19 protein-coding genes are annotated in these 20,607 nt (G+C 45.0%); 5 read left to right on the forward strand and 14 right to left on the reverse strand.

The annotated features are described in order from the left end of the window. The first annotated feature begins 49 nt into the window (after positions 1 to 49). Entirely contained in the window at positions 50 to 2,437 is a 2,388-nt protein-coding gene (locus tag PG915_RS07070) for a hypothetical protein (protein WP_353498474.1), read from the forward strand. 331 nt (positions 2,438 to 2,768) lie between these two features. Here PG915_RS07070 and PG915_RS07075 read toward each other — a convergent pair whose 3' ends face one another. The 4 genes from PG915_RS07075 to PG915_RS07090 all read right to left on the reverse strand — a co-directional run bounded on the left by PG915_RS07075 (position 2,769) and on the right by PG915_RS07090 (position 4,887). After that, positions 2,769 to 2,957: a DUF1289 domain-containing protein gene (locus PG915_RS07075; protein ID WP_353498475.1), complete on the reverse strand. Its 189-nt coding sequence runs from the start codon at positions 2,955 to 2,957 to the stop codon at positions 2,769 to 2,771. A 30-nt stretch (positions 2,958 to 2,987) separates the two neighbouring features. Beyond that, positions 2,988 to 3,281, reverse strand: coding sequence for a Fis family transcriptional regulator (locus tag PG915_RS07080; protein WP_353498476.1), 294 nt, complete (start codon positions 3,279 to 3,281; stop codon positions 2,988 to 2,990). A gap of 61 nt (positions 3,282 to 3,342) precedes the next feature. Further along, positions 3,343 to 4,212, reverse strand: coding sequence for a patatin-like phospholipase family protein (locus PG915_RS07085; RefSeq protein WP_353498477.1), 870 nt, complete (start codon positions 4,210 to 4,212; stop codon positions 3,343 to 3,345). A gap of 216 nt (positions 4,213 to 4,428) precedes the next feature. Then, positions 4,429 to 4,887 (reverse strand): META domain-containing protein, encoded by a 459-nt coding sequence (locus PG915_RS07090; protein ID WP_353498478.1) that lies wholly within the window; start codon positions 4,885 to 4,887, stop codon positions 4,429 to 4,431. A gap of 291 nt (positions 4,888 to 5,178) precedes the next feature. Between PG915_RS07090 and PG915_RS07095 the strand changes: the two genes are divergently transcribed. Then, on the forward strand, positions 5,179 to 5,433 hold the full coding sequence (locus PG915_RS07095) for a DUF1289 domain-containing protein (RefSeq protein ID WP_353498479.1): 255 nt from the start codon (positions 5,179 to 5,181) through the stop codon (positions 5,431 to 5,433). A 39-nt stretch (positions 5,434 to 5,472) separates the two neighbouring features. On the opposite strand, the gene PG915_RS07100 is transcribed toward PG915_RS07095, so the two are convergent. The 6 genes from PG915_RS07100 to PG915_RS07125 all read right to left on the reverse strand — a co-directional run bounded on the left by PG915_RS07100 (position 5,473) and on the right by PG915_RS07125 (position 13,334). Beyond that, entirely contained in the window at positions 5,473 to 6,189 is a 717-nt protein-coding gene (locus PG915_RS07100; protein ID WP_353498680.1) for a 3'-5' exonuclease, read from the reverse strand. A gap of 8 nt (positions 6,190 to 6,197) precedes the next feature. After that, positions 6,198 to 8,087 carry a putative nucleotidyltransferase substrate binding domain-containing protein gene (locus tag PG915_RS07105; RefSeq protein WP_353498480.1) on the reverse strand — a complete coding sequence of 630 codons (1,890 nt, stop codon included), beginning with the start codon at positions 8,085 to 8,087 and terminating at the stop codon, positions 6,198 to 6,200. A 99-nt stretch (positions 8,088 to 8,186) separates the two neighbouring features. Further along, positions 8,187 to 9,377, reverse strand: a complete 1,191-nt coding sequence (locus PG915_RS07110; RefSeq protein WP_353498481.1) for an amino acid aminotransferase — start codon at positions 9,375 to 9,377, stop codon at positions 8,187 to 8,189. Positions 9,378 to 9,674: 297 nt separating this feature from the next. Beyond that, positions 9,675 to 9,983 carry a hypothetical protein gene (locus PG915_RS07115; RefSeq protein ID WP_353498482.1) on the reverse strand — a complete coding sequence of 103 codons (309 nt, stop codon included), beginning with the start codon at positions 9,981 to 9,983 and terminating at the stop codon, positions 9,675 to 9,677. Between the two features lie 205 nt (positions 9,984 to 10,188). Next, positions 10,189 to 11,589, reverse strand: coding sequence for an asparagine--tRNA ligase (asnS, locus tag PG915_RS07120; protein ID WP_353498483.1), 1,401 nt, complete (start codon positions 11,587 to 11,589; stop codon positions 10,189 to 10,191). A 125-nt stretch (positions 11,590 to 11,714) separates the two neighbouring features. After that, the gene (locus tag PG915_RS07125) at positions 11,715 to 13,334 is read right to left on the reverse strand and encodes a methyl-accepting chemotaxis protein (protein WP_353498484.1); all 1,620 of its coding nucleotides are present in this window, start codon (positions 13,332 to 13,334) and stop codon (positions 11,715 to 11,717) included. 289 nt (positions 13,335 to 13,623) lie between these two features. On the opposite strand from PG915_RS07125, the gene PG915_RS07130 reads away from it, so the two are divergent. Beyond that, entirely contained in the window at positions 13,624 to 14,211 is a 588-nt protein-coding gene (locus PG915_RS07130; protein WP_353498485.1) for a hypothetical protein, read from the forward strand. Continuing rightward, positions 14,208 to 15,419, forward strand: coding sequence for a mannosyltransferase family protein (locus tag PG915_RS07135; RefSeq protein WP_353498486.1), 1,212 nt, complete (start codon positions 14,208 to 14,210; stop codon positions 15,417 to 15,419). The genes PG915_RS07130 and PG915_RS07135 overlap by 4 nt, the downstream gene beginning before the upstream one ends. Positions 15,420 to 15,482: 63 nt before the next feature. Here PG915_RS07135 and PG915_RS07140 read toward each other — a convergent pair whose 3' ends face one another. From PG915_RS07140 to PG915_RS07155, 4 genes are all read right to left on the reverse strand, one after another. Next, the gene (locus PG915_RS07140; protein ID WP_353498487.1) at positions 15,483 to 16,844 is read right to left on the reverse strand and encodes an L-serine ammonia-lyase; all 1,362 of its coding nucleotides are present in this window, start codon (positions 16,842 to 16,844) and stop codon (positions 15,483 to 15,485) included. A 104-nt stretch (positions 16,845 to 16,948) separates the two neighbouring features. Next, positions 16,949 to 18,199, reverse strand: a complete 1,251-nt coding sequence (locus PG915_RS07145; RefSeq protein WP_353498488.1) for an aromatic amino acid transport family protein — start codon at positions 18,197 to 18,199, stop codon at positions 16,949 to 16,951. Positions 18,200 to 18,424: 225 nt separating this feature from the next. Further along, positions 18,425 to 19,018: a CoA pyrophosphatase gene (locus tag PG915_RS07150; RefSeq protein ID WP_353498489.1), complete on the reverse strand. Its 594-nt coding sequence runs from the start codon at positions 19,016 to 19,018 to the stop codon at positions 18,425 to 18,427. A gap of 15 nt (positions 19,019 to 19,033) precedes the next feature. Next, the gene (locus PG915_RS07155) at positions 19,034 to 19,369 is read right to left on the reverse strand and encodes an Hpt domain-containing protein (RefSeq protein WP_353498490.1); all 336 of its coding nucleotides are present in this window, start codon (positions 19,367 to 19,369) and stop codon (positions 19,034 to 19,036) included. Between the two features lie 323 nt (positions 19,370 to 19,692). Here PG915_RS07155 and PG915_RS07160 point away from each other — a divergent pair, with 323 nt between their 5' ends. Then, positions 19,693 to 20,565 (forward strand): sigma-70 family RNA polymerase sigma factor, encoded by an 873-nt coding sequence (locus tag PG915_RS07160; RefSeq protein WP_353498491.1) that lies wholly within the window; start codon positions 19,693 to 19,695, stop codon positions 20,563 to 20,565. Positions 20,566 to 20,607 lie beyond the last annotated feature (42 nt).

The raw sequence follows: 20,607 nt of genomic DNA on the forward strand, positions 1-20,607 counted from the left end.
AGAGCCCGTGGAAATACCATCTAGACAGCTTTAAAACCAAGGAAATATAATGAAAACAACAAAATTTTTTGCTTTGTCTATTCTTGCTGGTGCTATTACGGGCTGTGGGGGCGGTAGTGATAGCAGTGATGCTGGCGAAATTACTTCCCCAACAACCACCCAGGTGGCTGGTACTGCAATTAGTACTACTCCGTTGAATTTGTCGCAGGTCTGTTTAGATTTCGATGCAACTACAAGCTGTAGTTCTAATTACCAAACCCAAACAGATACAAGTGGTAAATTTGCATTCGACGTATCGGAAAAAGACAGTGCGAATCTTGACACTGCTGTTATTACCGTAATTACGCCCAGTGCCCTGACCCAAAATACACCAGTAATATTCTCAGCTTCAACTGCAATACAAGTCGCGGAAGATACTATTGACTATCAAAGCTATCTAGCACTTACGTCTAATAAAAACAACGTTATTGTTTCTCCACTAACTTCTCAAGTGGCAGATAAAGTAACCCTGAATGGTAACAAACAAGTTGAAGATCTTGAGAGCGTTTTGAAACGAGCGGTTTCAGAAGTGAAAGAACTGAATGAAATGACAGATGTTGCTGATGAAGTTTTGTTTGGCAACTATCTCAATGCTTCAGATGATATTACTTCCAGAATAAGAGCTAAAGCTGCACAAATTAAGCAGTGGAGGCAGCGAGCAACTGAAATCAAAAAGCAACTAAAAAGCGATCCTAACTATAGTGAATGGAAAATCATTAAGCCTGTTGTTTGGAATGTATACCAGTATTCTTATCATACTGGAGAGTACATCAATCGTTATGAAGAGTACATTTACCTTGCTAAGCACAACCAAGGCAATCTTGTAGAGCGCTATGAGGGTAAGCAATGGTTACTTGACACTGAAGGCAATCCAGATCTTAACGCGCTGCTGCAGACTTATACCGAAGATAAAGCTTGGAATGATGACCAGATCACTGAACGTACATACTGGGAATTTGATTACAACCAGGATAGCGTTTTTGCTTTCAAAGGTGAAAAGCTTGCTAAAGGTAGCTACTCAAAAACTTCGAGTGGTCGACACTCTATCGTAATGAAGGAGCTCTACAACGAGGGTGACCCTAGCACTGAAGGTGGTTGGAGTCAAAAAAGGCAGTATGATGAATATTGCGACTTAGAAAGCGAGTTCGACAAAATAGAACAAAGCGAGGCTTTGGACGTTTGTGTCGACATGTATCAAGTTCGTGAGTACACCAATTATACGGACGCGACCAAAGGGGCTGTAAATCAAGACTTAATGACTGAGTACAAGAAGCCAAACGGCGAAATCACACTCCCGATAGCTATGGACTATGTGGCTTACTACGAAGAACGTGAGCACTATTGGACTCTTGATGGTGGCCAAGGCACAGATATTCGCAAAGATTGGAATGCAATTAATAAGTCAGGCATTGAATTAGATCAACCACCATACAACCAAGTTCAAAGTAGTTATTTAGCTGCTGACGGTAATCGTTCAATCATTGACCAGGTTCCAATTTGGCGCGATCAAGCTTCAGCGAAAGAAAGCACACCAGCAACCATCCGTTTGCTTTCTCAAGTAAACCCTGTAAGTTGGGGGAACTTCAGCGAAGCATATGTGTATGAGGACGCACAAGAGTCAGATACTCAAAAGGTATTTAGCTCCATCACTGTACCTCTTGATATATCTGCGCGTTATGACAGTAACCGTCAAGCGGACATTCAACTAAACCTTCCTCATCTAAGCGCCAGTGGTGCACCTGAAGAAGTGATACTTCAAAGCTTGGTACAAAACAAGTCGACAGGTGTTTTAACAGCACAAACAACCTTTAAGCCAATTACACCAGTCGCTGATATTCACAGCTTGGAAGCGTCGTTTGGCCCTACACAGATAATGAATGTAGAAGCTTCTGTTGATCCTGTAACTGCCGTTCACGGAATAAACCGCACCACACAATCAATAAAAGCTAATGGTACAGAGTTCAGCAATACTGTTCCTGCGTTCACCGAAGGTTATTACGGAAGTACGTGGAATGTAACAAGTAGTGATTTGCCCGAAAACTTGATGGAACTTCTATTCAATGGAGGTAGTAACTTCGAATTTGCAGAGTCAACCAATATAAATAGTAGCGCTCTAAACCGTATTATGTGCTGGGATCACGACGTTGACCGAGTCGATATGGATCTGATGTACCTTAATGCTGGTGATCTAATCCTAACCGTTTACTGTAATGGAAACTGGATGAACAATGAAAATGAAGGTTCTCTTTCTGAATCTCCGAGCCAATATCTGCTAAAAATGACCACTCAGTTAGATGAGAATGGCAATTTCTCAGCGACATTAAATCACTGGAAATACGGTGAAAACATCTTCCTTGATATGCCTAATTCTTATACTTTAGAGTTTACAAAATTGTAAGCAATTGAACCCACCAACCCAACAAGGCGAGTCAATCCGCTCGTCTTGTTGGTCAATTAACGAAGTGACTGAATTAACATCGTTGCTCGGCAAAAACTCCACTAACTTTCCAAGTTTCACCTATTAGTAAAACTAAGTCATTTGATAGCCCATGTAAGAGAAGCCCCGACTGGTGCTTGCACATAATGGGGCAAAACCACGTTTAACTCCGAAGCAATTACTCGCGGTGACTAGATTCCTGCCTGTGCAGGAATGACGGAAATATTGGTGCTGGGTCATTTTCGAGTTAGGCTGGCGAACTCGAATGTGGGCAGATTTAAGTTGGGAGTTTTCAATTATCTCTACTCGCATTCGTTTGCAACAATCTCTTTTTAAGTTCCTTCTGAAGTGCCTTTGTTGCGTAAGGCTTCATGTTTTTCCATTTTTGGCACTCTTCCCGAGTTCTACCGCAACCCAAACACCATCCTTTGGAACTTGAAAAATTACAGACGCCAATGCAGGGACTTTGTTGCTTCTTCATACCGTATGTCTCTTTCGCGTAATTTAACTTTTAACGTGTTTCGTAATTGATTTGCTTACCCACGTTTTTTATTTGTACGCCAACCTGATTAAACGCATTTTGGATGCTAGTTGAAACGTGTTGCTGGCCATCGCTTGTCAAAAAGTTGGTTCTATCTTGGTTCGATTCGAATACACAGATAATTTGTAAGCTCTGTGGGAAGGACTGGAATTTGACCGTGTGAGTCACCCAAAGAAAACCTTCGTAGTTTTTTAGCGTACCTTCACAAACTTCGGTCAACACTTCTCTGATTAGATTATCAATTTTCTTATCAGATTTACGCATCAAGAAAACTTCCTATTTATAGTGGGTGAGTAACTATGATGGCATACTTACTCATCCATTATTAGCAAAAGTGACACTCTTCCTGTCGATACTCGAGTTTACCTGTCAGATGATTGACATGGCTTCGCCCTTCTTCCATACCCATTTCATAGCCTTTATCGAGTAGAGCTTTTTTCATCGTTAAGCGCTGCACAGGAAAGTCCTCGGTTGGGGTGATGACTCGAACCACGCAATCTTTGGGTGGGTTTTTAATAAACAGCAGCGAGTCATTGTAGTTTTCAGCACGTTTTGCCAGCGCTAGCCCAATGTTTGGATGCTTCGTGAATAACTTTTTCATTAGCCAACCTGCTTTAGGCTTTGGCATTTCATAGCTTAAAGGGTGCGATAAAATCACAGTGATGTCTCTTGCTCCGCGGCGATAAGCTTCACGTACTGGAATCGAATCAGCCACGCCGCCATCGGTGTAGCAGCCGCCATCAAAACAAGGAGTCTCTTTGTAGGCAAGGGGCAGCGAAGCGGTGGCTTCAATAGCCTTGGCGATATTGTCTGGCGTGATTTCGTAGTAATCGGGACGGCCAGTGGCGATATTGGTGGCTGCAGCGATAAAAGGAGCCGATGTAAACACGCGCTCCAGATCCAAAGGAAATCGGCGATTAGATTCTTCATAGAGCCATTTCACATCGACCAAATGGCCGCCAGAAACAAATCGACGTGGGTTGTAGAACTGTTTGCTGGTCGCCAACTCAGTAATGACTTGATAGCTTCGAGTTGGTGCATTGCCTAAGTAACTAAGTAGGTTGGAAGCACCCGCAGAGACGCCGAGAACAAAGTCATAAGGGCGATAGTCTTGCTCTAAAAATGCATCGAGTACGCCGGCTGCGAAAATGCCGCGCATGGCGCCTCCCTCGACAATGAGTGCTTTGGTGGTCATGGGTAATCTCGTTTGGTTCAATATAGCAATTCAATATGTCGATAAGATACGTGCTTTGCTGTGCGAGAGATAACTGGATGTGGTTATTCTTCCAATAGGCAAAACCAATGTTGTAAAACCAATGTTGTAAAGCAAAGGTTGGGTAAGAGCCGAGGGTAGGGAAGGGATACAAAAAGGCCTCGCATAAAGCGAGGCCTCCTAGATCATGTGTTTGGCTTAGTTTACCCAGTCTTTTAGCTCAAATGTTAGCGTATGCGCTTGGCCTTTAAGCTCTAAACCGTTCTGAGTGACAGTGATTTCACTCCAGTCAGAAAGGGTTTGAGAAACGGTTCTTTCGATGTCCATTGCCGCGCCTGGGCACATTTTCATCGTCATACCCATTTTTTCAATGCGGAACTGACCGTCTTTCAACTCACCTTGACCGAAGAAGTTATTACAACCTGCGTTGCCGTTGGCTGTCATTTTTTCACCGATTTCTAGGCGTGGCGCTTCGCTTTGCTCTTCGATTTGAATTGGGTTGCCATCAATTTGAACCAGATTCCAGTTATGGTGCTGAAGATCCTGAGCGGTAACGGCTTTCATTGGCTCCTCCTGCTTAGCATCGTTTGCGGCACAAGCCGTCATAAGAACTGGAAGCGCAACAGCTGCGAGTACCTTCTTAGAAAAAATCTTCATATTTATTGCTCCAACTAAATGAAATTGCTGACTAGCGTATCTAATAAAACACTGTTTTTTGTCAGGAGTAGGTTATCTTTAGTATAGTGGGATTTCAACCTAGGATGTGGAAGTTATTGTATATCCATGTTGCAGGTATGGCTACTGACCGATAATTCAGACTATTCTTACTTTCTGAATTTTAAGCTTTGTAAGGTGGGTGCTAGAGTAATTGAAGGGCGAAAACAGAGGTATAGCGAGGCAGAGCAATATTTGCCAGCCAGATTAATGATTGGATAGCAAGGAAAGTGAATGGAACAGCTTGAGTTTTTTACCGTGCCGAGTCCTTGTGTTCGAGTTTGTACGGTGGATGAAAGGGGGTATTGCCAAGGATGTATGCGCAAGCGGGAAGAACGTTTTAATTGGCTTTCTTATACGTCGGCACAGCAGCTGCATATTATCAAACTTTGTCGGCAGCGATATCGTCGTAAATTAGCACAGGGTAAAGTCCCTGTGCCAAATAAAGTTCTCGAGGAGGAAACAAGCCCGCAGCAGGACTTGTTTTAACTAACACCTAAACCCAAGAATTAAGGCAAGACCGAGGTGTCAAAGCCAATAGTCACCAAGTACTTTGGTTTCATTGTCCTGATAGGCCATTTGCGCCTGAAGCAACTCTGCTGTTGCAACAGCATCCATCAGAGCGTGGTGAGGTGGGTAGTCTGGCAACCCATAGCGGCGACGTGTTTGACCTAAACGCACCGAATCCGCACGCTTACCTTTGAGCTTATTGACTATGCCCGCCGTTAATTTCTCTTGATAGTCCGACTCTACCTGCATGGTGTCGACAACTGGGAACTCAATACCTTCACCGAGCATTTTCTTCAATGCACAGTTTAAAAAACCGCGTTCAATGGGGCGGTAATGCACTACGATGATTTTTCCAGCTAAAGCGTTGAGCACGTCGGCCAATATCTCATTCAATGTAGGCGCATCAATCAAGTCATTGTGGGTGATGCCGTGAATGACCACAGACTCTTCTTCGAGTTTAGCTTTTGGTCTTACTGTCCAATGAGCGGCTTGACGGAGTTTAACTCGAGAGAGTGTAAATGGGACTAAACCAATCGACAGAATCCCATCTTTTTCTGGGTTAAGTCCTGTCGTCTCGAAATCCAAGGCAACAAAAGGCACTTCATTCAAAGGGGTTTCTGGTGACGGTAAGCCTGCAGCATAAAAGGCTTTGAGCCTGTCATCTTTGGCACGCTCACTAAGTTGTTCGAACTTACTGTTCCATTGCACTGCCGGAGCTTTAAGGAGCTTCTTTATCATATGACCTACTTAAAGTTGTTACTGGCTTGATAGCGGAACTTCAGGAAGTTCTGACCGTTGCTCAAGATTTGGAACGCATCTTTGAGATTGCGTCTTTCAAAGTCGGACAGGTTCTCTGGCTCGACGTTGTTGTCTGGCTCGATACCTTGCTCGACGTCGAGCGCTTGGTGTGAGATACGCACCATTGAGATAAATTCGAGGGCATCTTTAAGATCACGTGCGCGACCCTTGGGTAAAATCCCTGCCTCGTGGATGTCATCTAGACGCTCAAACGAGTTAGTTGAGCGTGAGCCGACCGCGAGGGCGTGCACACGGATAAGGTCAACCAAAGGTGCCGTACCACGTCGTTTAAGGTTGATAGAGTTGTTATGACGGCCATCCTTTTCCATCACAAAATCTTTAAAGAAGCCTAGAGGCGGCTTGCGGTTAAGCGCATTGCGTGCCAAACAGGCAAGGAAGCGGTTGTTGCGTCTCGCGCGTCTGACAATGAAGCTGTTGAGTTGCTCAGCCCATTTTAGCTTGCCATATACGCCATCTAGATCAAAGAAGATAGAGGCATTGAGTAGGGCTTTCGGGTTGGGGTCATCAATCCAATCAGCAAAGCAGGCTTCCCATTCTTTGCGGGTCATTCGCCACTCGGGATTGGTTGCCATGATATCGCCGGTGCAGTAGGTGTAACCGCAGTCCGCTAAACCATCGCAGATAAATTTGGAGAAGGCTTCAAAGTACTTACCGTGCTTGGCTTTATCATAGCTGTCATCAAGAATAATGGCATTATCTTGATCTGTGACTATGAGCTGCTCATCACGTCCCATAGAACCCAGTGCTAAGAAGCAATATGGGATCGGTGCTTGGCCTAATTCTTCTTCTGCGAGTTCAATGATACGCTGTTTAAAGCTTCGTCCGATCACCGACATTGCAGTGCCTACCATGTGGGCGTTAGCATCTTCATTCACCAAGCGCACGAAACTGTCGCGAACCTGTTCAGACAGTGCTTTGAGTTCTTCAATGGACTGTTGCTGGAAGATACTGCTTACTAGCAGCAGCGAGTTCTGCGATTCGTAACGAACGATATCGGTGGTTTCGATGATCCCCAACGGTTTTTTGTTTTTAAGCACCGGTAGATGATGGACGTTATAACGAAGCATGGTGAGCATGGCTTCGTAAACGTACGCGTTGTGATCAAGTGAAATTACGTCAGTAGACATGACAGAGGAGACTTCGTCTTGTGGATCTAGGTTTTCCGCAAGAACGCGTGTGCACAAGTCTCTGTCGGTAATAATACCGACGACGGGAGAGGAGTCATCTTCATCACTTTCGACGATTTCAGGGTCGATAATGAGCAGTGATGACACTTGTTCATCCGCCATAACGCGCGCGGCATTTTGGATACTACTGCTACGTTCAATAGTCGGTGCATCTCGGGTCAAAAGGGTTCGAACTTTTGATGTTGTAAGGTCGTTGGTGTTCTCATTGTTCGAGACGGTTTGCCGCAATCGAACCGTATCTTCTACTTCAACAAAGTCAGCGAAGGAGTCAAAGCCATCATATAGCTCCTGAAACACTTCAGCGGGAATGCAGTACACCAACGTATCTTCGACGGCTTTGGCGGGGAAACGTACCTTGTTGTTGGTAAGAAGACCCATTTGACCGAACAGATCGCCTTCATCAATTCGGTTGTATAGCTCACCTTTACGGCGGTAGATTTCGACGACGCCGCTGCGCACCATAAACAGATCTTGGATATCGTCACCAAAATGAATGATTGGGGTGTCTTCACGATAGTAGCCAATCTCGATTTGCTGTGAGATGTGTATCAGCGTTTCTTCAGGGAGTTCATCGAAAGGGGGATGAGAGGCCAGAAAGTTCTGGATTTCAATCAGTTCAGCGTCCATGACGAGCCTTATCAAATGGAGTATCTGTTAATACTACACGCTGAAACCAAAAAGGTCAGCTTACGCTGACCTTTGAGTTAATATTTTGATATTAGGACATTAAAGTACCGCAGCGATACCTTTACATAGTGGTCCCATATTTGATTTGGTCATGCCAGCAACACTGATACGGCCAGAGCCAACGATGTAGATAGCAAACTCTTCTTTCAGACGGTTCACTTGCTCTTTGCTTAGGCCAGAAAAAGAGAACATGCCGTTTTGGCGCTCGATAAAGCTAAAGTCTGCGTCAACGCCTTCTGCTTTTAGTGTCTCAACAAACAGTTCGCGCATATCTTGGATGCGATCACGCATCTCAGCGACTTCTTGTTCCCATTCAGCGCGCAGTGCAGCATCGTTAAGGATGTAAGTAACAACCGCAGAGCCGTGTGCTGGTGGGTTAGAGTAGATAGAGCGAATGATGCTCTTAACTTGAGAGAAAGCCGTTGTTGCGATCTCTTCTGATGCTGCGACGAGTGTGAAGGCACCTACACGCTCGTTGTAGAGACCGAAGTTCTTTGAGAATGAGCTCGCCACTAGGATTTCTGTATTGTACTTAGCAAATGTACGTAGGCCTTGTGCATCTTCTTCTACGCCTTTTGCAAAGCCTTGGTAAGCGAAGTCAAATAGAGGGATAAGACCTTTGTCTGCGACAAGTTTCGCTAGTTGCTCCCACTCGTCACTTGTTGGATCGATACCTGTTGGGTTGTGACAGCAGCCGTGTAGCAGAACGATGTCGCCTGCAGATGCCTGCTCTAGGTCCGCAACCATGCCAGTGAAATCTTTGTCTTTGCTTTCTGCATCGTAGTAACGGTATTGCGCGGTTTCGATACCTGCTGCGCTGAATACGCCGTTGTGGTTCGCCCACGTTGGGTTACTGATCCAGATTTTTGCATCGCCAAGTTGGCGCTTGATGAATTCACCAGCAACTCGCAGTGCACCCGTACCACCCGGAGCTTGAGCCGTTTTTGCGCGTTTTTCAGTTACGATTTCAGCATCTGCACCGAACAGCAGTTTTTGTACCGCTAGACCGTATTCAGCTGTACCTTCAATCGTTAGGTAAGATTTGGTTTTCTCCGTTTCTAAAAGTGCTGCTTCCGCTTTCTTTACGGTCGCTAGAACAGGGGTTTCACCTTGCTCATTCTTGTAGATACCAACACCTAGATTGATCTTTTCAGCGCGAGCGTCTTTTTTAAACTCTTCTGTTAGACCGAGGATAGGATCAGCGGGTGCTGCAACAACTTTTTCAAACATATTCTTCATCCATGTTAATTGAAGGGGGCGAAAAACCATTGGTAACGAAACGGTTACTTGGTGACAACAGCCTATTTATACCTTTCAAGGCTATACCTGACAACCACATTAAAGAAGAAAACAGAAAATTATTTTGATTTGAAACAGAAAAGGGAACAAATTGGGTGTTTGTGTATGAAAAGGTATGGGTTTATCGCTAACATACGGGGAGAAAGGTGTCACTAACGTGCTTTGCGCTGATGAATGTGAATGGCAGTATCTGCCAATCTTATAGCTAGACACGTTAGTGATAGCGGGTTAGTCGTCGTGGCCTTTCAATTGGTGCTCCGACTCAACGGCTTGAGTTTCGATATCGGGATTTTTATCGAACTTACTTTTCGCCCAATCATTAAGATGCTTCAGTATTGCGCTTGCAGCATGCTCTTTCGTCGCCTCTTCACTACTGCCAACATCTAGGTCTTGTTTAGGGTGTAATCCTGTTTCATCTTCTGCGACATGTAGCCAATCTGGGTGCCAATAGTAAGGCTGGCCGCTTGTGGACTCCCATTTATGTACGCCGTTGCTTTCACCGGAGTATTGGATATCGTTCTGTGTAAACTTGCCCATCAAAACACCTCGTGTTGTTGTTTTTCTTTAATCTAAATGTAGTGTGATTTTGATGGTTTACCAATGTAAAAAGTGCTTCGAAAACGAAAACTAAACACGCATTAATAGTGACTTTAAAACGGTATATCGAGTAATAAAAAAGACCACCTGTTGAGGTGGCCTTTGAAATAGCTAATTTGTGCGACTAACTGTTCTACGAAACAGCTTAGAAGTTCGCGCTACGTGGTGTACGTGGGAACGGGATAACGTCACGAACGTTGCCCATGCCTGTTACGTAAGACACTAGACGCTCAAAGCCAAGACCGAAGCCAGCGTGAGGTACTGTGCCGTAACGACGTAGATCGCGATACCAGTTCATGTGCTCTGGGTCGATATTCATTGCACGCATACGGTCATCTAGAACGTCTAGACGTTCTTCACGCTGTGCACCACCGATGATTTCACCGATACCTGGTGCGAGAACGTCCATCGCTGCAACCGTTTTACCGTCGTCGTTCAAGCGCATGTAGAATGCCTTGATGTCTTTCGGGTAGTTCTTAACGATGACTGGCGCTTTGAAGTGCTCTTCCGCTAGGAAACGCTCGTGCTCAGAAGACATGTCGATACCCCATTCAACTGGGAATTCGAACTCACGACCAGAGTCTAGAAGGATTTGGATTGCGTCTGTGTAGTCAACCTGAGCAAAGTCAGCATCTACGAACTGCTCTAGGCGAGTGATTGCTTGTTTGTCGATGCGCTGAGCAAAGAACTCAAGATCATCACGACGCTCTGCTAGTACCGCTTTAAACACGTACTTAAGCATGTCTTCAGCAAGCTTAGCCACGTCTTCTAGGTCTGCGAATGCAACTTCAGGCTCAACCATCCAGAACTCCGCTAGGTGGCGGCTGGTGTTTGAGTTTTCTGCACGGAACGTAGGACCAAACGTGTAAACCTTGCTTAGTGCACACGCGTAAGCTTCGGCGTTCAACTGGCCAGATACGGTTAGGAACGTCTCTTTACCGAAGAAGTCTTCGTTAAAGTCTACGTCGCCTTTTTCAGTGCGAGGTAGGTTCTCAAGGTCTAAAGTAGACACACGGAACATCTCACCAGCACCTTCAGCGTCAGACGCTGTGATAAGTGGCGCAGAAGTCCAGAAGAAACCTTGCTCATGGTAGAAACGGTGAATCGCTTGAGATAGACAGTTACGAACACGCGCAACCGCACCAATCACGTTAGTACGTGGACGAAGGTGTGCTACTTCACGTAGGTACTCGATTGAGTGACGAGTCTTAGCCATTGGGTAAGTGTCTGCATCTTCAACCCAACCAACTACTTTAACGTCAGTCGCTGCAAGCTCAAAGTCTTGACCTTTCGCTGGAGATTCTACGATTTTGCCCGTTACTTCCACGGAACAGCCAGTAGTCAGTTTTAGGATTTCTTCTTCGTAATTATTAAGATTATTTGGGACCACGGCCTGAATCGGGTCGAAACAAGAGCCGTCGTAGATGGCAAGGAAAGAGATTCCAGCTTTGGAATCACGACGCGAACGGATCCAGCCGCGAACAGTTACTTCACTGTCTACCGCTAGCTTACCGCTTAGTACGTCAGTTACAGGCGCGTAAGTCATGTTATTAATCATCTCCATGGAGGTAACAATACAACCCAATGATTATTGACCAATAATTAGTCAACTCATTGGGTTGCTACTAAATTTCTTTTCAAAGGGACATATTACCTGTCAATTTTCACGGTTCAACCTTTATTGTGGTTATTAAGCATAAATTGATTAAGTAATGTCTCCAACTGATGAGAAAGCTGTTGTAAGTCCATGCTGATTTGATGCGTTTGGGTCGCGCTGCTGGATGTTTCGTTTGCATGCTCCGTGATTGTGGCGGTTTTTTCACCGACACTTTCACTGGTTTGGCGGTTGGCTTGGATCTGATCCTGCACTTGACTAGCAAGCTCTGTCGTTGATTCAATTTGCGACACTACGGTCTGCATTTTGCTAGCGAGGGCTTGCACTTCATCAGCGCGCTGGTGGGCAGTGTCGGACACTTGATTGACTGCGTTAACTGAGAAACTACTGCCTTGTTGGAACTTGGCAATAATGGTTTCAATATCGTTGGTCGCTTCTGTAGTCCGACTGGCAAGGGAGCGAACTTCATCGGCGACAACGGCAAAGCCTCGGCCTTGCTCACCCGCACGTGCTGCTTCAATGGCAGCGTTGAGAGCCAACAGATTCGTTTGGTCAGCAATGCCTTTAATGGTGGATAGGATCGCAGAGACTTGTTCCGTCTGCTCATTGAGCTCAGAGATGTGCGTTGAGACTTCTGTTATATCTTGAACCAAGGACTCAATATCATCACTGGCGTTTTTCGCTTCCACGCTACTTAGACGAGTGAGCTCACAGGTTTCCTGCATTAATTGTGAGGCGCGCTGTGTTGCTTCGCTGACCGTTGCCTGTTGCTCTTTTAGCATCTGCATGTTGGCTTCAACCGCAGCGGTTTCATCAAGCTGACGCTTGGCAGTCGATTCATTGTTTTGCGCGATGTCAGTAAGTTTGTCGGCATTGCCACTGACGGTTTGAGCGGTCGACTGCACTTTGACTAGGCTATGTGAAACAGTATCTAGGAAGTCATTGATATCATTAGTAAGGTCGCCAACTTCGTCGTTTTGCTTGCCTTCTAATCGGATGGAGAGATCTTTGCTTCCACTCACTCGCGTCATAAATTTCGATGTAGTTTGCACCGGACCCACGATAAAGCGTCTCGCAATGAAAATGGTCGCGAGGTAGCCGATAAACGCTATGGCAGCCATAATGGCGACGGCAATCGCGGTGCGCTTGTTGATCATGCTATTTACATGACTGAGATTATACTCAATTCGAATTGCGCCCAGCACTTCACCTTCTTGAGACATGTGGCAAGCAATACAGTTGGTGCCGCGGTAGTTCTCGCTGGCTTTCATTGGCAATGCAACGACGAGGCCTTGCCCCCATTCTGCCTTAAATGGCTCCAACACGGTTTCTCCAAGTAGGGCACGTTTATCGATATCATCAAGCGCAACTTGATTGTCTAAACCTGGGCCGTAGAGTTTGCTCACAGCATCACCACGAAGCACTCGGACATTCTCGATATTCTCTTGAGCCAGAGCTTTACCTCGTAACGTTTCTTTTTGTGCCATGGTGCCGGTAAGCATCATCATATTCAAACTATCAAAATAGTTACTGGCTTTATCCTCTAGCTGCTCACTGAGTACCGAATAGATAAGGTTACGTTGCTGGTTGTATTGATAAGTGGTTGAAATGACAACGACGGTGCCAAAAACCAAGATAAGTGCGAGTAGGAGTTTATTTGTTATAGTGAGTCGCATAGTTATAATGTTAATTGTATGGGCTGACGGGGTGAATATTAAGTTAATAAATACTTAATGGAAAAGTGGATTTGTGGCAAAACCTCGAAAAGCTCATGGTTTTTAGTGCAAACTGCTTCAAAATTGAGAAATCACCCTTCATACGTGGTCGTACCATCACACTTATCAATTGATGCCGATTGACTATCACGAGGTCATCGAAACTTCATCAGTTCTTGACTCAAATCTGACAGGGTAGTGTGTTGTAAGGCGTAAAAATGAGGTTTGATGTTATTGAACGTTATCCAGCATGTCTTCACAACCCACTGAATTATCAGTAAACAATAGCTTCGCTAAGGTGAAAGCACAGGTACTTCGACCATTCGTATTCGCGTTGTTTATCACGCTTTCTTTGTATTACGTGTGGGTCTTGTATCTTGCCGTTCACCCGAATGTGTCAACGGCTTACCAGACCTATTACATCGACAAGAAAACTCGCTATTGGGGCCAAGAGAATATAGACCTCATTTGGCCTGAAATGGGGACTATCAATGTCGCAGAACCATCGCCATTTTTGAGCCGCCAAGGTTGGGAATCCTTACCGCAGAGAGAAGGTAGGGAGTTAGTGCACGATGCGAGCCTCTACTTTAACTTCGAAAAAACGCCACATAGCCCTGTTCGAATTAAAATTTCGCTTAATCAATCGATTACTGAGCCTGTTTATATTTCAGCAAACCAAGGCAGAAAGGTCATGTTGATGCCGTTAGAACTCAATTCACTAGAAACGACGTTACCCGCAAGTGTATTTTTGCGCGCTCAGCCAATTCAACAACTGCGATTTGAAACTGACGCCAGTTTGAATGTCCGACAGGTGACGATTACGGAGGCGGTGCAATGAGTATGACCAAACTGACCATGACAAATCCACAAAACGTTGCCGATTCTACTTTATTGCAAGAACAAACACGGTACGTTGATAAGCATTTACCAAGCTTGACGATTTCTAAGCAGCAGTGGATAACCCTAGTGGTTGCAGTTCTGTTCAGTCGTACGGTTTTCTATGCGCTAGGACTGATTGGAACGCATGCGTATAACCCAGAAACGGTTGTTAATATCGATATATGGCAACAGGTATGCCGTTTTGATTGTATGTGGTTTCAACGTATTGCCGATGATGGCTATGCATTGTTCCCGACTTATATGAAAGGTGGCAATGCGGCCAATTGGGCGTTTATGCCGGTGTCACCTTTGTTGGGCAAGCTGATGGCACTGTTAGTCAGAGACACCAATCTCGCGCTCGTTTTGGTTTCCAACCTGACATTTGTACTCAGTGTGGCTGTATTCCTGAAAGCGCTAAAGCAGTTAAGTTTCAGTGAGGAGATGCAAGACATCGCCATTTGGCTACTGTGCTTTTCTCCCTATGCGGTTTATGCCATGTCTGGCTACTCCGAGCCGCTTTATATCGCTCTCATCAGTGGCGTCTTCATTGCCTGCTATCGACAAAATTGGTGGGCAGTAGGCATGCTTGGGTTGGTAGCTGCGATCACTCGAAACTTGGGTGTCATGTTGGTGTTTTCAGTATTGATAGTGGGCTTTCAGGCTTATGGAGCGAGCAGTTTCTATCGGTTAAAGAACAATGCGCTCTCGGTAATTGCTGCAATTTGGTTGATTCCTCTGGGCTTCTTTAGCTATATGGCTTACTTGCATTTTCATATGGGGGATGCCCTGGCCTTTGGGCATATCCAGATTGCTTGGGGTAGGGAGTTCAGTAATCCAATTGAGTGGTTGGTTTATGGTGTGAAAACCGGAGGAGCAAAGCTCTATTTGGTGCTGGTATCGCTCATAGGATTCGCACTTAATGCTTACCTTTTCGTGAAAAAACGTTATGCAGAAGCGACGTTTATGCTCATCAATCTATTGATCCCGCTGTCATCGGGTGTGAATGCAATGCCGCGTTATATTTTTGGCTTGTATCCAACCTACTTAGCAATCATGCTCCTGCTTGAACGCTATCCAAAAGCGCGAATGCCAACCTTATTGACAGGTGCGGCTATCTCGACTTTTTTTGTCATTGGTTTTTATTCCAACGTATTCTTTACCGTGTAGATGCAAAAATGCCAAAACTGATTAGGTTTCGGCATTTATGTTATTGAGCGATCTGCAGGCCTATTAACAAACCACTTTAATCGCTAGACCGCCTTGCGACGTTTCACGATATTTCGCGTTCATGTCTTTGCCCGTCTCGAGCATGGTTTCAATCACTTTATCGAGTGAAACACGTGGAGCAGAAGCGCGGCGAAGAGCCATACGTGTCGAGTTAATCGCTTTTACAGCAGCGATACCATTGCGCTCGATGCACGGTACTTGTACTTGGCCTGCAACTGGGTCACAAGTCAAACCTAGGTTATGCTCCATAGCAATTTCAGCAGCCATACAAACTTGCTCAGGGCTGCCACCCATGAGCTCAGCAAGACCAGCTGCGGCCATTGAACATGCTACGCCAACTTCACCTTGGCAGCCTACTTCTGCACCAGAAATAGATGCATTTTGCTTGTACAAACCACCGATTGCGCCAGACGCAGCAAAGAAGCGGATGTAATCTTTCTCGGTGACGGTTTGAATGAACTTGTCATAGTAAGCCAGAACACCTGGAATGATACCGCATGCACCGTTCGTTGGTGCTGTAACCACTCGGCCGCCAGCTGCGTTCTCTTCGTTGACCGCAAACGCAAACATATTAACCCAGTCAACGACGGACATTGGATCCGTTGTGGTTTTTTCTGATGTGATCAATTGCTGACGAAGCGCTGCAGCACGGCGTGGAACGCGCAGAGGACCTGGCAGAATACCTTCTGTATTCATACCACGTTCCATACATTCGCGCATGGTGCGCCAGATGTTCGCAAAGTAAGTGCGCGTCTCTTCATCAGAATGAACCGCGTGCTCATTTGCCATCACGAGTGTGCTAATAGAAAGACCGTTGTCTTTACATAGGTTAACAAGCTCTTCAGCAGAGTTGAACTCATAAGGCGCTTTGAGAGCAGAGACCTCTTCTTTGCCAAAGTTTTCCTCGTCAACGATGAAACCACCGCCAATTGAGTAATACGTTTTCGAGTAAGCGAGCTCTTCGTCGATCCACGCGTGGATCTGCATACCGTTTTCATGCAGCGCTAGGTTGGTTGAATGAAAGTTCATTCCGCCTTCACGAGGGAAGGAAACCGTATGGCAATGCATACCAACCGGAAGACGTTCTGTCTCTTCTACGCGTGCAATAAATCCTGGGATAGAGTCGATGTCGACTTTTTCTGGCGAGTTACCTGCCAAACCCATGATGATAGCGATATCTGTGTGGTGACCTTTCCCTGTCAGTGATAGTGATCCATAAACATCTACAGTGATCTTGGTGATGTCTCTTAGCTTGCCCATAGTGCGTAGGTCATCGATGAACTCTTTACCGGCTTTCATCGGACCGACGGTGTGTGAGCTTGAAGGACCAACACCAATTTTGTAGATATCAAAAACACTGATCATACTGTTTTGCCTCTAGAAAAGCCCCTATACGAAATAGGGGCTCAAATTATCGTTATTGTGTATCGAGATACGGTTTAATCGAGATGTTCAATTGACAGCGTCAATTAAAAAGCGCCGTAGATTACCGAAGTAATCGCCGCAACACCACAAATTGCTGTAAAGATTTGTACAGGCGCTGAAGTTTGGAGCTTCGCCATCGCTGGCACTTTCTTCATTGCGTATACAGGCATCAGGAATAGGATAGCTGCGATCATCGGTGCGCCCATGGTTTCAATCATGCCAAGGATGCTTGGGTTGATGATAGCGACGACCCAAGTTGTAACTACGATGAATACTAGAGACGCTTTCTCAATTTTACCGATTGGCGCTTTAGAGCGAGACTTACCAAGACCCACTAGACCTTCGTGAGCACCAAGGAAGTGACCAAAGTAGCTTGAGGTAATCGCTGCGAAAGCAACAACAGGGCCAAGGATAGAGATAAATGGCGACTCGTGAACGTTAGCAAGGTAAGACAATACAGAGATGTTTTGCTCTTGTGCAATCGATAGTTGCTCTGGAGACAGAGATAGCACTACAGAGAATACGAAGAACATAACAAAGCCCATCAACATCATCGCAGCACCGCCAGTGATCATGTCTGTTTTCTTCACAGCGTCGTCACCGTATACGCGACGTTGCTCTTTAGAGAACTGAGAAATGATTGGGCTGTGGTTGAATGAGAATACGATGATAGGGATAGCTAGCCAGATAACTGAAGGCATTGAACCCCAATCAGGGCTAACGCTCATCATTGATGTATTCCAGTCTGGAATTAGGTAAACAGACAGAGCTAGAAGGATGAATACCAATGGGTAAACCATTGCAGACGTCGCTTTTAGCATTAGTTCTTTGCCGAATACAACACCACATGTCATTGCAGCGATAAGACAGCCAGATAGCAACCAGCGTGGGATAGACTCCATGCCCATTTGGTTTACTAAGAACGAATCTACTGTGTTTGTGATACCAACACCGTAGATTAGAACAATCGGGTAAATGGCGAAGAAGTAAGCGAAAGTAATAAGGTTTGCACCCGTTTTACCAAAATGCTCTTCAACGGTGTCAGTGATATCTGCGTCTGGGTTTTTAGCAGAAAGTACGAAACGCGCTAAGCTCTTGTGCGCAAACCATGTCATTGGTGCTGCGATTAGGGCTAGGATTACTAATGGCCAGAAGCCGCCAGCACCCGCTTTAATAGGAAGGAAAAGTACGCCAGCACCAACGGCTGTACCGAAAAGAGAAAGTGCCCACGTGAAATCTTTGTAGGTCCACTTAGACGGAGCGCGACTCGCTGCCGCAGTAGTTGTGGTAGTCATAGTTAATACTCATTTTTTGGGAACAGGAAATAAGTCGGCCGCAATATTGCACGTAAATTGCAGCCAAAAATTAGATCTAGGTCATGGTTTGCGTTGGCTTATTCATTGGGGCTATATTTTGCAGGTTTAGTCACGTTTTTTTCGTGCTACTGATTAGGTGGGCTGATGGATGGCATTAGTAAAACTAATGCCATTTTAGGCAAACGATTGGCTTTTTACTTTTATTTAACTTGGTAAAAGTTGAGTCTGTAGGTTTTCGATGATCTGTGCTGTTACGCCCCAAATAAAGTGTTCTTTATAAGGAATAGACAAAACACGGTGGTTCTGTCCGCGAATTTGAAAACCTACAGCCGAAAGATTGGTCGGGGAAGCGAGAAACTCCAGTGGTACCTCGAATAAGTAGTCGACTTCGTTAGTGTCAATTTTAGGTCGATATTTAGGCTCAATAAACGCGAGTACCGGTGTCACGTTGAACGCCGTGACGGTTACGAGCTTGGGAAGGTAGCCAATCACGGAAATATGATTGCTACTGATACCTATCTCTTCTTCTGTCTCTCGAAGTGCTGTAATGATAGGGCTTTGATCACTTGGCTCTACCTTACCACCAGGAAAGCTAATCTGGCCTGGGTGGTGTTTTAAATGACTGGCTCGTTTGGTAAGGATGACATGAAGCTTGGCTTCACGTTCGACTAACCCTATTAACACACTGGCTTCACGCAGAGAACCTTTGTCTATGTTTGCGGTACGTAGTTTAGTCTCTTTATGGTAGTCCTCGGTTTGTTGCAGTTGAAAGCGCGATAAAAACTCAGATTTCGTCATACTACTATTCGCCAACTACACCATTGATGCTAAATATTCGTTGATTTGGTTTTTGATAACTTCCAATTCTTGAATCACGAATTGAATATCCGCCAATTGCGGTGTATCGCCACCGCGAGTCGCAGTTTCTATCGCTTCTAACTTGTCGACGGCTTTGGTTTCGCCAAAGCTTGCGAGAATACCTTTTAAAGAGTGGGCAGTGATAAACAGTTCGCTCCAATTTTGCTCGTTATAAAGCGATTGTATTTTGTCTGCACCGTTTTCATGTTCTTCCATGAATGCCATAAATACGGCTGCGATGATGTCCTCGTCATTGTCCATGTAGCTGCGAAGTACGTCGAAATCTATCATCCTGCTGTCCTTTTATGCTGTTTATCGTTTTTCCTGACTGAGTTTGTTTCATTTCAGTCACAAACTCAGTTACTTAACAACAATAGTATAGTTTATTAGAAATGAAAAACTGCCAATCATGAAGATCTAAACTTGATCTTTGTAATCGCTGCTCACCTAAGACTTTGGTACTAATTCGATCATTAATTGACTAAACAGTATGAAGTAAATTTTGATGCATAGTATAAAGGAGACTACTCTTGATCATGCGACGCACCTCAAAAGATCAAAACTAATAATTATCTATAGAGTTGGCGGGGTTGCAGACAGATATGGAGATTGCCATGACTACTAGGATCGAAAACGCAAAAACTGACGGCTTAGACAGCAATGTAGATTTCTACTCCAAGTATATTCAAGATGTCGTAGGTATTGATTTGCTGACACCGGAACAAGAATACCATTATGCTACGCTAGCCAGGCGCGGGGATAAGGCAGCGAGGGATGTACTCATTGAATCCAATCTTCGTCTTGTGGTCAAGATTGCGAGGGGTTATACAAAACGTGGCTTAAATAATCACACCATCCTCGATTTAATCGAAGAAGGAAATTTAGGCTTGATCAAAGCTATCGATAAGTTTGAACCTGAAAAAGGATTCCGCTTCAGTACGTACGCCGTATGGTGGATACGCGAAAGCATTGAGTCTTCTTTGATGAATACTGGTAGAACGGTACGCTTGCCAGTTCATGTGATCAAGGAAATCAATCGATTGTCACGTCAAACTAATGATATGCGCTCAGCTCTGAAAAGAGCGCCGTCTGTCAAAGAGATTGCCGAGCAAACTTCGAATTCACAGCAACATGTGAGTGACCTTATCCATATGAGTGGATTTATCGAGTCTAGCTCCTCAGTAGATATCACGGATAAGGAGTTTCAGAGTCTAGATACGTGTCGCTCTGACGCTATTCCCGAACCTTACGATACTTGCCACGATGAAAAGCTTCTGCAAAGTTTGGAAAAAGTGGTTTTATCACTACCGGACAAGTATAGAGATATTGTGATTCATCGCTTTGGACTGTTTGGTAAACAAGTACTGACGTTAGACTGCCTAGGTGAAATGTATGGGCTTTCTAAAGAGAGAGTACGTCAACTGCAGCAAGAAGGTGTGACCAAGCTTCAGGGCAAGCTCAAATTTGATGGCTGGGTAATGAGGTGAGTAACTTTTGTTGCTAGTTGCTAGTTGCTAGTTGCTAGTAGG

It is taken from the genome of Vibrio sp. CB1-14, from assembly GCF_040412085.2.
Taxonomy (GTDB): domain Bacteria; phylum Pseudomonadota; class Gammaproteobacteria; order Enterobacterales; family Vibrionaceae; genus Vibrio; species Vibrio chaetopteri.